Genomic DNA, 15,154 nt, shown 5'->3' on the forward strand with positions numbered 1-15,154 from the left:
TCCTATTCATCCTGGCCATTGTCTTCAATGACATCGGCAAGTTTACTTGTAAATTGTTCCGCTGCATTATGTCCCATTCGTTTCAATCTGAAGTTCATAGCAGCTACCTCGATGATGACCGCTAAATTTCGTCCCGGACGTACAGGGATGGTCAGCTTTGGTACATCTGTATCGATGATCCGCATTTTTTCTTCCTCAAGTCCTAAACGGTCATACTGTTTGCCTTGTTCCCAAAGCTCAAGGTTCATAACAATCGTAATTCTCTTATAGCTTCTGACAGCGCCCGCTCCAAATAAGGTCATCACATTAATAATGCCTAATCCACGGATTTCTAGAAGGTGCTCAATCAGCTCTGGTGCGCTTCCAACTAACGTATCCTGATCCTCTTGCCTGATTTCCACGCAATCGTCTGCAACCAGCCTGTGTCCTCTCTTCACCAATTCTAAAGCCGTTTCACTTTTTCCTACGCCACTTTTTCCAATTAACAGTACACCTACACCATATACATCTACGAGTACGCCATGAATCGCAGTCGTTGGTGCAAGCTTGCTTTCTAAGAAGTTCGTTAATCGACTCGAAAGTCTTGTCGTTTTTAAGCTTGAGCGTAAAACCGGCACTCCATTTTCATTTGAAGCTTCGATCAATTCCTTTGGTACTTCACGATCTCGTGACAAAATGATGGCAGGGGTAATATCTGTACAAAGAGACATCATTCTCTGCTTTCGTTCGCGTTCTGGGAGCTGTTCAAAAAAAGAAAGCTCTGTCTTCCCTAAAAGTTGAACTCTTTCTTTTGGGTAATATGTAAAATATCCAGCCATTTCAATACCTGGTCTGGAAAGATCACTGATTGTAATGGGACGATTAATCCCTTCTTCCCCACTTACCAGTTCAAGATGAAATTGTTCCATTATGTCCTTCGTACGAACTTTCGGCACGCTTCTTCCTCCTTTTATCACAGGCGTTTCAGAAATACAGCTCTATTTTATCACTTTCAATGATGAACCCAAAACAGTATTTTATCCTGATCCTGTTTCAACACATTCACTGGTATAGACAACTATACTTAAAAAAGGTAAACTGAATCTAACGACGAGAATAAGGGGGCACAATCATGAGCAGTTCTTTATTGCTCTCCAATATTCATATTGTGACAAAGACAGAAATCATTGAAAACGGTTTTGTCGGTTTACGCGATGGCAAGATCGACTATATTTCAACATCACCACCGACAGGAAATTATGAAAAAGTATATATTTCCCGGGAAAACTTTTATTTACTCCCCGGAATGATTGATATTCACATTCATGGGGGATATGGTGCAGATATGATGGATGCGACACCAGAAGCCATGAATACACTTGCTGATCACTTACCCGCAGAAGGAACGACAAGCTTTTTAGCAACAACCATTACACAAAATCATCAAGAGATTGAGCAAGCACTTAAAAATGTCGCACAGTGGAGACCCTATAATGAAAAGCAGGCTGGAAGTCAGGCACAATGTTTAGGCATTCATCTAGAAGGTCCTTTTATTTCTAAAGATAAAGCTGGTGCGCAGCCTGCTCAATGGATTACGCAGGCTAACCTTCCTCTTTTTGAGAAATGGCTGAGTGCATCTGATCAGCTGATTCGAATTGTCACTTTTGCACCTGAGGAAGATGATGATTTTGCATTTCTTTCCTTACTAAAAGAAAAAAATATCATTCCTTCTATTGGACATACAAATGCTCCTCATGACATGATTGAACTAGCAGCAAAGCACGGTGCGCGTCATGTCACGCATCTTTATAATGCGATGAGTTCATTTCAGCATCGTGAGCCCAATGTTGCAGGGGCTGCGCTTACAAACGAAAAGCTTTTGACTGAGCTGATTACAGATGGCATTCATTCACATCCTCTTTCCGTAAAGCTTGCGTATTTGGCAAAGGGAAGTGAACGTTTGATCATGATTACAGACTCAATGCGTGCAAAAGGACTTGGAGAGGGAACCTACGAATTTGGTGGGCAGACAGTGACAGTCAGCGGTGAAAAAGCATTGCTGGCAGATGGAACACTTGCAGGATCGATTTTACAAATGAAAGATGGGGTCAAACGTATGAGACAGATCACACAATGCGGATGGACAGAAATTGCTCAAATGACCTCAACAAATGCAGCCACTCAGCTCGGGATCGATCATCAGCTCGGTTCGATCGAAGTTGGAAAACTGGCAGACTTGGTCATTTGGGATGAAGCTGGCGAACTCATGATGACGATCTGCCATGGACAAATCGTTTATGAAAAAAAGGAGGCCACACACTGATGAACATCATCGAATTTGCAGATAAAGATCAATTAGGAAAAGCAGCAGCTGCTTTCATTGCACGTACCATTGAATCAAAAACAGATGCGGTTCTCGGTCTGGCAACTGGCGGTACACCAATTGACACTTATAAAGAGTTAATTCAGTTGCATCAAACAGAACAATTGTCTTTCAAACAAGCAAGAACAGTGAATCTGGATGAGTACGTGGGAATTGATCCAAATCATGAAAATAGTTATATGACTTACATGAAGCGTCATTTATTCGACCATATTGATCTCCCGTCAGATCAATATTTCCTTCCCAATGGTGCTGCTTCTCACTTGGAAGAAGAGTGCTTAAGGTATGATCAGCTCATTGAAGATTTAGGGGGCATTGATCTTCAGCTACTTGGTATCGGACAAAATGGACATATCGGGTTTAATGAACCTGGTACTCCCTTTGACTCAAAGACGCATGTCGTTCAATTAGATGAACACACTCGCCACGCCAATGCAAGATACTTTTCTTCTATTGATGAGGTGCCTACACATGCCATTACAATGGGAATTGCAAGCATTCTTTCAAGTAAAAAAATTCTCCTTCTCGCATCAGGAAAATCAAAAGCGGACGTGATACAATATTTAGAACGAACAGAGATTCACCCAGACTTCCCTGCATCTGCTCTGAAACTTCATGAAGATGTGACGATTTTTATTGATCGAGAAGCTGGTTCACTACGCTAAACACGAGAGGATTTTCACATGTTTATTGATAAGCAGTCACCTATCCCCATGTACCATCAGATTATGGAGAACTTGAAAAAGCAGATTGAGGATGGAACGTTAGCACCTGATACACTCATTCCTTCTGAAAGAGAATATGCCGAACGCTTTGGTATTAGCCGAATGACTGTCAGACAAGCCTTATCGAACCTTGTGAACGAAGGATATTTATACCGGCAAAAAGGAAAAGGAACATTTGTTAGCCGAAAGAAGTTTGAACAACCGCTTCAGGGCTTAACAAGCTTTACAGAAGATATGCGTCAACGTGGGTTCAAAGCTTCAAGTCAGTTGATTGATTTCAAAAAAGTCGCATGCCCAGAGCACTTGCTGCAATCATTACAGCTGTCGAACAGTGAAGATGTCTATGAATTAAAACGAATCCGCCTTGCAAACGATGAACCAATGGCTATTGAAACGAGTTATATACCTGAAAAATTTGCTGGCGAGCTCACAAAGGACCATTTAACTGGATCTTTATATGAATATATAGAAACGAACACAGGTCTAACCATTGCCCATGCCAAGCAGGAGCTTGAAGCCAATGTTGCTTCAAAGGAAGAAGCTGACCTGCTGTCTATTTCATTAGGGGACCCTGTCCTCTCCATTGTAAGAACAACTTATTTTCAAAATGACCTTCCATTCGAGTATGTCATGTCCATTTATAGAGGGGATCGATACAAACTCACTCACACAATGGAAAGATAAAACTGTGCTCCTGAAAGCACAGTTTTTTTATTTCCTAAGAAATGTTGATTGATCATCATTTTTTGTATGAATTTTCCATATAGGCGAAATCGCTTTCCCTTCGAAACGGTCTTTTGCGACAGTGTACCAATAATATTCTTGATTTGGCTTTAACCCTTTCCATTCAAAGCTTGCTTTTTTACCACTTTTCACACCTTTGACTTCTCCAAGAAGAACGTTTGTGTAGACATTCAATTCAAAATAATTGGTTTTGACGGATTTCATTTTTGGTGTTAAATCGACATCAATTGAAAATTCATCTTGATCTCCATACGTTTTTGGATCATAGAAATGTTCTTGATTCAAGTAGGGTGAATATGTGGTGAAATGAAGTTTATTTTTTTCTTGATCCGCAGTGATCAGCCGCATAAAACCTTGACCGCCTTCAGGACCTGACTGGTAATCTGCAAGGATTTGATATACTTTTCTGTCCACTTTTCCATCATGATCATCGTCAATCTCATCTACTTTTCGACTGGCTCCGTGGTAGTGACCGCTAAATACTGCGACAATATTCGGGTGACGCTTTACCACTTGATGGAAGATCAAATCTCCAATTGGGCTTCGATTGCCGCTCACTAACAAATACTCATGGAAATTTAAAATGACAATGCGATCTGGATGTTCAGAAATGACTCGATTTAACCAGTCAATCTCATTTTGCTTGATCCCCCAGCCCATATACACCATCATATAATCATTGCCACCAGCAGAGATAAGATCATAATGACCTCGATTGTTTTGATAAGATTCACCGTAATATGGCTTGTCTTCAAAGCGTTTCGCTCCAAAGTATCTCCCATATTCCCTATAATGGCCGTCTTTGTGTCTGACATCATGATTACCAGCTAATACACCGTAAGGAATCTGATGCTGATCTAACACACGCATAAATGTATCGGCACGATTCCATTGCTTATCCTTTGAATCATCCACAATATCACCTGTATGGAACACATATTGAATATTTAATGGGTCCCTTTGATCTCTGATCCACTCGACCATTTTTTTGAAGATATGAGGATAACTTCTGGCATAATATTGAGTATCAGACATCCACACCATCTTATAAGGCTTTAACGTCTGACTGATCTCATCTTGTACAAGCAAATCAAACGTTTGATTTTTCATATACTGTCTGACTGACAGCAGCCCTTTTAGGTAAAATTCCTTTTCATCCTTGGCAAAGTGATGAGTGATTTTATCCCACTTTTCTTGCTGATGATTCCAAGCGTACATCGTTACCTTTCTCCCTGATAATGAGCTTCCTTTCCATACAGCCTCGACAACATCCTTTTCACGTACATCGTGATGAACCTTGATTTGAAAGCGATGATAAGGAAAATGCTGTAGATCTTTCGTTTCCACTGATTTACCATCAGCAAATGCAATGCGATTTCTTTCTCGATCAGAAAAAATCATTTCCCCTGTTTCATTTAAATGTTTTGGCGGCTCTGTTTCCGCTGCATATTTGAAAATCTTCATGGACGGATGCAGCGATGTATATTGATAGGCACGGTAAAAGGAGTAATCTAACTGATCATTAGTAGGATCATTGGTTAGCACTGTTTGCTTAGATGATTCCTTTTTTGTCCTATCTGACACTCTCTCTGGCGTTTCAGGGTGTTCATGTACCGTCTTAAAAACCTTTTTCAAAGTTGATTTGTTTCCAGCGGCATCTTTTGCTTTTATCTTCAATGTGTGCTCCCCAGGTTCTAATTCGCTAGAGGACGTTTGATAAGGCAAAGAGATCGGTTTTCCATCTAAATATGCCTTCATCTCCGCTATGTCACTCCAACGATCCGTTACCTTTGCCTTTAACGTAAAGACGCCTTTATATTGGTCATTTGCCTGTATATTACTCTTGATTTTCGGACCCGTGTTATCGACTTTCACACGTACAGATTGAGATTCGTCTGCGGTTTTAGCCTGAACAACATGTACTCCTTCTTTCAGCCTTCTTGTATCCCACTGAATATAGCTTGATGCATATGCTTGCTTCGGGATTTGAAACTGAAATGCTCTCACCTTCTTAGCGCTGCCACCGTCGCCCATTTTCCATTCCTCATGCTGGCTCGCATTTAGAGGCAGAATTTGAGTTCCATTCGATAAAATCATCTGGACATTTTTCAATTCAAAATCATCGTGATTTTCTCCAGGAAATCGGTCAAACGGCGATGACTTCGTCCCAGCATGGAATGATATCGTTTGTGGACCTGCCTTTTCTAAGTGTTTTTCTGGTATTGGTATCGTATAGGTGCGATACACTTTTGTCGAATCATCAAAAATGGAAAGTAAGTGCTTACCTATAGACACACCATTCTTAAAATATAAATTTGTCCCTTTGACATCAAATGCAAGATATGGATCTGCTTCAAGTGCAGGGAATACTTGTCGAATCGGTTTTCCATCTATCATTAATTTTATGCTTTTTTTCTGATCTGCTGTTGCTTTTAAGTGAAATACGCCAGAAACGGTATCTCCTTCTTCTACATTCAATCGAAGGCCGTGAGCTTTGCTTACTTGTTCCACATCAATTGTTTTTTTCATTGTCATTGCTTGATTTTCGCCGTCAGACGCTTCAATCTGATATTCCAATCGATCTTTACCGATGAGCTCAGGTGAATAAATAATATAGTGAAACAGCCGATCATTATGATCCTTTTGAAGCAGCACCTCTTTAAAATCTTCATGACGATTGGTTCGATATCGCAATTTGACCGTTTTGACGGACTGATCATCCTGCACATCTGCCCTCATTTCAATGCCTTCAGTTGGTTTTATCGGTTGATTGTCTGTCATATCTTCGATCACAGGTTTATGAACATCTTGTGATATTTCTTTTTTTTCAGTTGGAATTTGTGCTTTTAACACTTTTCCGGGTGTTGGCTCTTCCTCCACTTTCGAGATCAGCTTCATTTGTGTCGTACCATCCATTGGATACTTGAACAGTAACGATCTGTGCTCGCTAAACAATGAAGGCCTTAAACGATAGGATGCCGACGATACCTCTTCTCCTATATTTGTTGTGATAGAAACAAGGCGGGATTTAGAATTGGACAATCCTTTACTCTCAATGACCGATAGTTGCTCGCCCTCTTTTAAATGGCTTTTGTACATCGCATTAAAGTCCGCTACCGTTAAATGCTCCTGCCCTTTTTTTCTAAGCCAAAATACGTACGGCTTTCCAGGAGAAATGGTGATAGGACTTGTGTGAAATGAATATATATCATCCATCTCCACGCCTTGCGCTGGATTGCGATAGCGAAGCTGGTAATGTCGAAGTGAAATGGGTGCATGTGTTGTGTTATACACCTCGATGAATTCAAAAGCATCCTTGCCTTTGCGGTTTTTTGAATTCACGACGATTTCTGTCATCAATAGCTCAGGAATTTGTGAGAGATCCTCTTCAAATCCGTTTAAGTGAACTGCTTGTTCGGTTGTTTTGATGACAGACTTCTGCGTCAGGAATTCTGTATAGTAATGAACTGTTGGATTCCACAACTGATCTGTCGGGATTTTCGCTGTGAATTCTGGTTTCATCCCCGGTAATCGTTCCATTGGGATCAATCGATATCCTAGTTCATCACTCTGTTTATAGTACAAGTTTGCAGACAAAATTTGCTCTGACTGACTAATAGATGCCCTAAATTGAAGATCACGTTTTTTTCCTTGAACCGGACGGACATCTACTTGAAATTGATCAAAGATAAAAGGTGAAAAGGGCTTATTTCGTATGTTCACTTGTGTTTGTGTCAAAGATCCTGCTGAAGCAGGCTGACTGAAACAAAAAAGAATGCTCAAAAAAAGCAAAAGAATGATTTGTCTGCTCACATTCACCATCGTGCACCGCCTCCCTTCGGATATTGTGTCTCCTGAAGACGGTTTTTATGACAGATGGAACGGGGAAACGATATAAATTCACACAAAAAAACCGTTAGCTTTTTTTCGCTAACGGTTCCACGATTCCTTTCTGTATGAGCAGATGGAAAATGGATAAAATGACAGCCATCCAAATGGCCGTTCCAAACCCATCAATGTTAAAACTATCTCCCATAAAGCTTGAGGTCATCATCAGTGTGATGGCATTAATGACAAAGAGGAACAATCCTAGTGAAAGTACTGTCACTGGCAGCGTTAAAATGATCAAAAACGGCTTCACTAAAATATTGAGCAAGGACAAAATAATACTTGCTACAATCGCTGCGCCAAAGCCTTCAATATACACACTACCAAGGCCTGGCAGAATGCCTGAATCAAAATATCCAGCAATGACGATTAAAAGTAATGCATTGACGAAAATACTAACGATCCATCTAAGCATTTAGTTAGTGCCTTCTTCCGGAACAACAAAATACCAGATGAAGTAGATCAAGAATATCGGCATAAATGCTGTCATAAATCCGATGATCACCGTTAAAATACGAAGCAGGGATGCATCGACACTTAAGTATTCAGCAAGTCCACCGACAACACCCGCTATTTTTTTATCTGTCGCTGAACGATAAAGCTTCTTCATGTAGAATCACTCCTTGTCTGATTGGTGCTTTACTTGGATTGAGCCTGTTTTTGTTTCTGCAAAAATGGATATATTGTGCTCCGCCTGTTGATTGGCTTTGATCATTTTCTCTTTTTGCAGCGTTTCATTTTTCTCTTTAATCATATTTGCATCAAGCAGCTCATGAGAGATCGATCCGAGATTGCTTTTCAGCTCCGCAGTCACTGCACAAGCACGCGGAATCTGAACGTCTACACTGCCTGTTGTCGTTTTTGCATAGATCGAACGGCATTTCTCATCTGACAGCTGAACAGCAATGTTCCCATTGAAGCTCTGTGCATCAATTGATTCACTTTTCCCGCGCAGGTCAATGAGCCCATTAATGGTTTCTACTTCAATCATACCACACTCGTGATCAGCCAGTTTGATTTGTCCATTTGCTGTTTCAATCCCGACTTTTTCTGCTTGTAAAGAGGCAAAAGAGACGACGCCATTTGTTGTTTTTGCAGCCAGTTCTTTTGTCTTTAGCTTTTCCCCGCGAATCGGTCCATTAAACAGTTTGACTTTGATCTTATCGTATTGGATACGTGGCACATACAGGGTGACATTGACCTTCATGGTCTTCTTTTCAGTTCGGATAAAAAATTTGTCCCCTTCAAGCCCGCAATCCAGATGTTGAAGAAATTGCTGTCTTGCCTGCTCTCCATCCTCTGCACGGTAAATTTTCGCATGACACTCTGCCCGAACATCCCCATCATCCCAAGGCATCAAATTGAGACTGCCGTTTGCCAATTGAATATCTAAATGAGACAGTGCCGCGTCTTTGAATTGAAAAATGTGTTCAACGTCGACGGACTGTCCAAAGTTCAAATCAAGATCTACATCTTTGACCTTTTTCACCGCCGAATCTAACCATCCAAACAGCTTTGCACCGAGGTTTTCAGTACCAGTTCCTTTATTCTCTGCGCCAACTTTTTCTTCATGAAAGGTATGATCAGCCGTTGATTTTTCTAGTGAAATGGACTGATTTTCTTCTAATTTTTCAAGCAGCGTAATCGCTTCTTTTGCAGATAATGTCCCGTCTTCTACTAATTTTAAAATGCGTTCTTTTTCATTCATACAAAGCCCTCCTACGATTTGATGGATTGAAGCACTTTAATACCTTGAATGATATTCCAAATGACAGAGATCAAAAAGCCAATGGCGACTAAAAAGGACAAGATAAGTACGGTGAACACTGGAACGAGTGAGTCGCTTGCCTGTGTCGTCAATAAAAAGGGGATAGCTCCAAAAACCAGCAGCACACACGCTGCGACTGGCAAAACATGTGACCACAATGCACGCAGCGAATGCCGTTTCGTTTCCTTTTGATCCACTACAAAATATGCCACGATCGGTACAATAAACGGCATGAAAAATACACTAAAATAACAAATAGATGCAATGATCGACTGATCTCTGTTCATATATATTCGCTCCTTCATGATGAAAATTCCTTTCTAACTCATACGTTTATGGCGTATAAAAAGTTTCAAACTCATTCGATTTACATATGACCTTAGACACAAATTATTTCTTTTTGCACCTAAGTGTAGATTCTTCATGGATTACCCTTTAAAATATGTTGAAAAGATGGTGATTATCATTATAGGGGGTAATTATTTTGACAGATCATCATAATGCTAACCACACGGCACAAACGCTTTTAGACCTTATACAGAAACAGAAAAGCATGAACAGCGATATGATCAAGGAGCTAGAGGCCATTCATCCGTCTCATCCGAAGTATGGTGATATCCGTTATTTAAAAGTACTGCTCGATAGTAGCAGCACTCATATTTTAAAGGATTTAACGCACCTCAGTAACTTAATGCCAAAGGAAGATGTGCAATAAAAGGAAAACCCCTCTTTTCCGAGGGGTTTTTCTTTATGAGGATGTCACACTTTCTGTTTCTTTGACTAACTGTTTCATTCGCTCACGATCACGCTCTAAAATCGGTTTTAAGTATCGACCGGTGTAAGAAGCTTCTTCTTTAGCAATGTGTTCAGGTGTTCCTGAAGCAATAATCGTTCCTCCACCAGCACCGCCTTCTGGTCCTAGATCAACAAGGTAATCGGCAGCCTTAATAATATCAAGGTTGTGCTCAATGACCAATACCGTATCCCCGTTTTCGACCAAGCGCTGGAGCACTTTTAACAACCTAGCAATATCATCCACATGAAGACCGGTTGTCGGTTCATCTAAAATATACAAGGATCTTCCGTTTGAACGGCGATGAAGCTCAGATGCCAATTTCACACGCTGCGCCTCTCCACCAGACAATGTCGTGGCAGGTTGCCCAAGTGTAATGTATCCTAATCCAACATCAAAGATCGTTTGCAGCTTCCGCTTAATTTTCGGGATATTCTCGAAAAATTGAAGTGCGTCCTCTACCGTCATTTCAAGAACATCGGAAATATTTTTCCCTTTATACGTGACCTCTAACGTCTCACGGTTATAACGTTTCCCGTGACACACTTCACAAGGCACGTATACATCAGGTAAAAAGTGCATTTCAATTTTAATAATGCCATCTCCACGACACGCTTCGCAGCGTCCACCTTTCACGTTAAAGCTGAATCGCCCTTTTTTATAGCCTCGTACCTTCGCTTCATTGGTTTGCGCAAAGACATCCCGCACGTCATCAAATACACCTGTATACGTAGCAGGATTGGATCTTGGTGTACGGCCAATTGGAGATTGATCAATATCAATGACTTTGTCTAAGTGATCCATTCCTTTGATTTCTTTGTGCTGTCCTGGCTTCGCTTTTGCTCTGTGCAGTTTTTGGGCGAGGGATTTCAATAAAATTTCATTCACAAGTGTACTTTTCCCTGATCCTGACACACCTGTCACAGCGGTAAAAACACCTAAAGGAAACTTCGCATTCACGTTTTTAAGGTTGTTTTCTTTTGCCCCCTTAATTTCAATGAAGCGGCCGTCAGGCTTTCGTCTCTCAATCGGAAGCGGAATGAATTTCTCACCAGATAAATATTGTCCAGTCAACGATTTTGGGTCATTCATGACTTCTTCTGGCGTTCCAGCTGAAATCACTTCTCCTCCATGAACCCCTGCACCTGGTCCAATATCAATGAGATAATCAGCGGCAAGCATCGTATCTTCATCATGTTCTACGACAATCAGTGTGTTTCCGATATCTCGCATGTTTTTCAATGTTCCAATCAACCGGTCATTATCCCGTTGATGCAGACCAATCGATGGTTCATCTAAAATATAAAGAACGCCTGTCAGTCTTGATCCGATTTGTGTCGCCAAACGAATCCGCTGCGCCTCCCCGCCTGATAATGTGCCAGCAGACCGGCTTAATGTCAGATAATCTAACCCCACATTATTCAAGAAGGACAAGCGCTCTTTGATTTCACGTAAAATGAGCTGGGCAATCTGCAAATCTTTCTCAGACAACTCAATTTTCTCATAGAAATCAAGGGCATCAGATACAGACAAATCGGTCATTTCTCCGATATGTTTGCCATTGATGAGAACCGCAAGCGTTTCTTTTTTCAGGCGATATCCTTTACAGGTCGGGCATGGCTGATTGGCCATATATTTTTCCATTTGCTCCCGAATATAATCGGAGCTCGTTTCCTTGTAGCGTCGTTCAATGTTACGAAGCACACCTTCAAACTCGATTTCATTTTCACGGACCTGGCCAAAATCATTTTCATATTTAAAATAAATCAGCTCAGAGCCGCTACCATATAAAATTTTATCAAATAAATGCGGCGGGATATCTTTTACCGGAATATCCATGTCAATTCCATAATGTGTACATACCGCCTCAAGAAGCTGCGGGTAATATTGTGAGCTTTGAGGCTCCCATGGGGCAATGGCATGCTGACGTAAAGTCAAATCCTTATTCGGAATCACAAGCTCTGGATCTACTTCTAGTTTAGAACCAAGCCCATCACAGCTTGGACAGGCACCGAAAGGGCTATTAAACGAGAACATTCTCGGCTCAAGTTCCCCAATAGAGAATCCGCAGTGTGGACAAGCATGATGCTCACTAAACAACAGCTCCTCTTGTCCAATCACATCAATCATCACGCGGCCTTCCCCAAGTCGGAGTGCCGTTTCAAGAGAATCAGACAACCGTGCAGCCACACCTTCTTTCACGACAATTCGATCAATCACCACTTCAATGGAATGCTTTTTATTCTTTTCAAGCTCAATCTCTTCTGACAGGTCCTCCATCTCGCCATCAACTCTGACTCGAACGTAGCCCTGCTTCCGAATTTGATCAAGTACTTTCACGTGTGTTCCCTTACGTCCAGATACGATCGGAGCAAGCACTTGTAGTTTCGTTCGTTCTGGATACTCTAAAATACGGTCTGTCATTTGCTCAATCGTCTGTGATGTAATTTCGATCCCATGAATAGGACAAATCGGTTTTCCGACTCGAGCATATAATAGACGCAAGTAATCATAAATTTCTGTAACTGTCCCAACGGTTGATCGAGGGTTCCTGCTTGTCGTTTTCTGGTCAATACTAATCGCTGGAGAAAGCCCTTCAATCGCATCTACATCTGGTTTGTCCATTTGACCGAGAAATTGACGTGCATAGGCCGACAGTGATTCAACATACCTACGCTGACCTTCTGCATAAATGGTATCGAAGGCAAGCGACGATTTTCCCGAACCAGATAAACCTGTAATGACCACTAGCTGATCGCGCGGGATATTGACATCAATATTTTTAAGGTTGTGGGCTCTTGCCCCTTTCACCTCTATTCGTTCCATAGCCATCTGGCATTCATCCTTCCGCTTTTAGCTCTAGCAATAGATCTCTTAATTCTGCTGCTTTTTCAAAATCAAGCGCTTTTGCTGCATCTTTCATTTCCATCTCGACGTTTTCGATCACTTTTTCTCGTTCTTTTTTGCTCATTTTTGACAACTTTGGTGCTGCTTTTGTTTCGTATTCTTCTGAATCCTCATGTACTTTTGTTGCCTTGATCACATCTCGAATCTTCTTATGGATCGTTTGCGGAGTGATACCAAATTTCTCATTATACGCTTCTTGCTGCTCACGTCTCCGCTTTGTTTCTTGTATGGCAATGTCCATTGATTTCGTCATATTGTCTGCATACATGATAACTCGGCCTTCTGCATTTCTTGCAGCACGACCAATCGTCTGGATGAGGGATCTTTCTGAACGTAAAAAGCCTTCTTTATCCGCATCTAAAATCGCCACGAGCGACACCTCTGGAATATCCAAGCCTTCTCGAAGAAGGTTGATCCCTACAAGCACATCATATTTTCCGAGACGTAAATCACGAATAATCTCAATCCGTTCTAGTGTCTTAATTTCTGAGTGCAGATAATTGACCTTGATTCCGATTTCTTTCAGATAATCTGTCAGATCCTCAGACATTTTCTTCGTTAAAGTCGTCACAAGCACACGCTCATTTTTCTCAACCCTTGCATGAATTTCCCCAATTAAGTCATCGATTTGTCCTTCAATCGGACGAACTTCAATGATTGGATCAAGCAAACCGGTTGGACGAATAATTTGTTCCACGACCTCTGGCGTTTTATCAAGCTCGTATGGGCCCGGTGTTGCGGATACATGCACAATATGGTTAATGTGCTTTTCAAACTCATCAAATGTGAGTGGTCTATTATCAAGTGCTGACGGCAGACGGAATCCGTGATCAACAAGCACTTGTTTTCTTGCCTGGTCCCCATTGTACATGGCGCGAATTTGCGGGATGGTCACGTGTGACTCATCGACAACAATCATAAAATCATCCGGAAAATAATCAAGCAATGTGTAAGGTGTTGAACCAGGCGGACGTAAGGTGAGATGTCTTGAGTAGTTCTCAATCCCTGAACAAAAGCCCATCTCTCTCATCATCTCAAGGTCATACCTTGTCCGCTGCTCAAGACGCTGTGCTTCAAGCAATTTCCCGTTTTCACGAAGCTTTTCCAACTGTTCCTCAAGCTCTTTTTCAATATTAATAATCGCTTTTTCCATCTTTTCTTCTCTTGTGACGAAGTGAGATGCTGGGAAAATAGCAACGTGGTCACGATCACCGAGAATTTCTCCAGTGAGAGCATCTACTTCACGAATACGTTCAATTTCATCACCGAAAAACTCCACTCTGATACAATGCTCATCTCGTGAAGCAGGAAAAATTTCAACGACGTCTCCTCGAACTCTGAAGGTTCCGCGCTGAAAATCTATATCATTACGAGAATACTGAATATCCACAAGCTTACGCAGCAGCTGATTGCGTTCAATTTCCATTTCAGTTCGTAAAGACAGCACAAGCTCTCTGTATTCTTCAGGAGAACCTAAGCCATAAATACAGGACACACTGGCAATGATGATGACATCTCTCCGCTCAAATAATGAGGATGTGGCGGAGTGCCTTAGCTTATCGATCTCATCATTAATGCTGGCATCCTTTTCAATAAATGTATCAGTTTGAGGCACATACGCCTCAGGCTGATAATAATCATAATAACTCACAAAATATTCAACAGCATTATTCGGAAAGAATTCCTTAAACTCGCTGTATAATTGTCCGGCAAGTGTCTTGTTATGCGCAATGACAAGTGTTGGTTTGTTCACTTCTTTGATCAGGTTGGATACAGTAAAGGTCTTTCCCGTACCTGTAGCACCTAACAGCGTTTGATGCTGTTTCCCCTGATGGATGCCCTCCACAAGCTTTTCAATGGCTTTTGGCTGATCCCCTTGGGGCTGATAGTTAGAAACTAATTCAAAGCGGTCACTCACATCAAAGCCTCCGTTTCGTTACGAAATCTATCTAATGAATATATTATCA

The 15,154-nt window shown here is 41.3% G+C and carries 12 protein-coding genes; 4 read left to right on the forward strand and 8 right to left on the reverse strand.

Annotated elements, in window-relative coordinates:
- Positions 1-2 precede the first annotated feature (2 nt).
- The gene (gene hprK / locus NSQ11_RS16250; RefSeq protein ID WP_003212943.1) at positions 3-935 is read right to left on the reverse strand and encodes an HPr(Ser) kinase/phosphatase; all 933 of its coding nucleotides are present in this window, start codon (positions 933-935) and stop codon (positions 3-5) included.
- 176 nt (positions 936-1,111) lie between these two features.
- Here hprK and nagA point away from each other — a divergent pair, with 176 nt between their 5' ends.
- The 3 genes from nagA to NSQ11_RS16265 are packed head-to-tail and all read left to right on the forward strand — an operon-like array spanning position 1,112 to position 3,771.
- Entirely contained in the window at positions 1,112-2,302 is a 1,191-nt protein-coding gene (gene nagA / locus NSQ11_RS16255) for an N-acetylglucosamine-6-phosphate deacetylase (RefSeq protein WP_060781458.1), read from the forward strand.
- Positions 2,302-3,027 (forward strand): glucosamine-6-phosphate deaminase, encoded by a 726-nt coding sequence (gene nagB / locus NSQ11_RS16260; RefSeq protein WP_081114530.1) that lies wholly within the window; start codon positions 2,302-2,304, stop codon positions 3,025-3,027. Before nagA ends, nagB begins: the two co-directional genes overlap by 1 nt.
- Before the next feature lie 18 nt (positions 3,028-3,045).
- Entirely contained in the window at positions 3,046-3,771 is a 726-nt protein-coding gene (locus NSQ11_RS16265; protein ID WP_081114529.1) for a GntR family transcriptional regulator, read from the forward strand.
- 27 nt (positions 3,772-3,798) lie between these two features.
- Here the strand turns inward: NSQ11_RS16265 and NSQ11_RS16270 are convergent, their stop codons facing one another.
- The 5 genes from NSQ11_RS16270 to NSQ11_RS16290 all read right to left on the reverse strand — a co-directional run bounded on the left by NSQ11_RS16270 (position 3,799) and on the right by NSQ11_RS16290 (position 9,774).
- Complete coding sequence (locus tag NSQ11_RS16270; RefSeq protein WP_081114528.1) at positions 3,799-7,653, reverse strand: metallophosphoesterase; 3,855 nt, start codon at positions 7,651-7,653, stop codon at positions 3,799-3,801.
- A 94-nt stretch (positions 7,654-7,747) separates the two neighbouring features.
- Positions 7,748-8,134 (reverse strand): phage holin family protein, encoded by a 387-nt coding sequence (locus NSQ11_RS16275; protein ID WP_007500042.1) that lies wholly within the window; start codon positions 8,132-8,134, stop codon positions 7,748-7,750.
- Complete coding sequence (locus NSQ11_RS16280) at positions 8,135-8,329, reverse strand: PspC domain-containing protein (RefSeq protein ID WP_008348183.1); 195 nt, start codon at positions 8,327-8,329, stop codon at positions 8,135-8,137.
- A 6-nt stretch (positions 8,330-8,335) separates the two neighbouring features.
- The gene (locus tag NSQ11_RS16285) at positions 8,336-9,427 is read right to left on the reverse strand and encodes a DUF4097 domain-containing protein (protein WP_060832685.1); all 1,092 of its coding nucleotides are present in this window, start codon (positions 9,425-9,427) and stop codon (positions 8,336-8,338) included.
- A gap of 11 nt (positions 9,428-9,438) precedes the next feature.
- Positions 9,439-9,774, reverse strand: a complete 336-nt coding sequence (locus NSQ11_RS16290) for a hypothetical protein (RefSeq protein WP_008348186.1) — start codon at positions 9,772-9,774, stop codon at positions 9,439-9,441.
- 197 nt (positions 9,775-9,971) lie between these two features.
- Between NSQ11_RS16290 and NSQ11_RS16295 the strand changes: the two genes are divergently transcribed.
- Entirely contained in the window at positions 9,972-10,202 is a 231-nt protein-coding gene (locus tag NSQ11_RS16295; RefSeq protein ID WP_008348188.1) for a hypothetical protein, read from the forward strand.
- A gap of 33 nt (positions 10,203-10,235) precedes the next feature.
- On the opposite strand, the gene uvrA is transcribed toward NSQ11_RS16295, so the two are convergent.
- Together uvrA and uvrB are read right to left on the reverse strand one after the other, a co-directional pair.
- Complete coding sequence (uvrA, locus tag NSQ11_RS16300; protein ID WP_048001943.1) at positions 10,236-13,112, reverse strand: excinuclease ABC subunit UvrA; 2,877 nt, start codon at positions 13,110-13,112, stop codon at positions 10,236-10,238.
- 7 nt (positions 13,113-13,119) lie between these two features.
- Complete coding sequence (gene uvrB, locus NSQ11_RS16305) at positions 13,120-15,105, reverse strand: excinuclease ABC subunit UvrB (RefSeq protein WP_017368122.1); 1,986 nt, start codon at positions 15,103-15,105, stop codon at positions 13,120-13,122.
- Positions 15,106-15,154: the final 49 nt, after the last annotated feature.

The organism is Bacillus sp. FSL W7-1582 (assembly GCF_038593325.1).
Lineage (GTDB): Bacteria > Bacillota > Bacilli > Bacillales > Bacillaceae > Bacillus > Bacillus altitudinis.

Excerpts from the sequence above, each read along its gene's own strand:
- nagA (WP_060781458.1), top strand. The coding sequence starts at position 1,112 with ATGAGCAGTTCTTTATTGCTCTCCAATATTCATATTGTGACAAAGACA.
- nagB (WP_081114530.1), top strand. The coding sequence starts at position 2,302 with ATGAACATCATCGAATTTGCAGATAAAGATCAATTAGGAAAAGCAGCA.
- NSQ11_RS16265 (WP_081114529.1), top strand. The coding sequence starts at position 3,046 with ATGTTTATTGATAAGCAGTCACCTATCCCCATGTACCATCAGATTATG.
- NSQ11_RS16270 (WP_081114528.1), bottom strand. The coding sequence starts at position 7,653 with ATGGTGAATGTGAGCAGACAAATCATTCTTTTGCTTTTTTTGAGCATT.
- NSQ11_RS16275 (WP_007500042.1), bottom strand. The coding sequence starts at position 8,134 with ATGCTTAGATGGATCGTTAGTATTTTCGTCAATGCATTACTTTTAATC.
- NSQ11_RS16280 (WP_008348183.1), bottom strand. The coding sequence starts at position 8,329 with ATGAAGAAGCTTTATCGTTCAGCGACAGATAAAAAAATAGCGGGTGTT.
- NSQ11_RS16285 (WP_060832685.1), bottom strand. The coding sequence starts at position 9,427 with ATGAATGAAAAAGAACGCATTTTAAAATTAGTAGAAGACGGGACATTA.
- NSQ11_RS16290 (WP_008348186.1), bottom strand. The coding sequence starts at position 9,774 with ATGAACAGAGATCAGTCGATCATTGCATCTATTTGTTATTTTAGTGTA.
- uvrA (WP_048001943.1), bottom strand. The coding sequence starts at position 13,112 with ATGGCTATGGAACGAATAGAGGTGAAAGGGGCAAGAGCCCACAACCTT.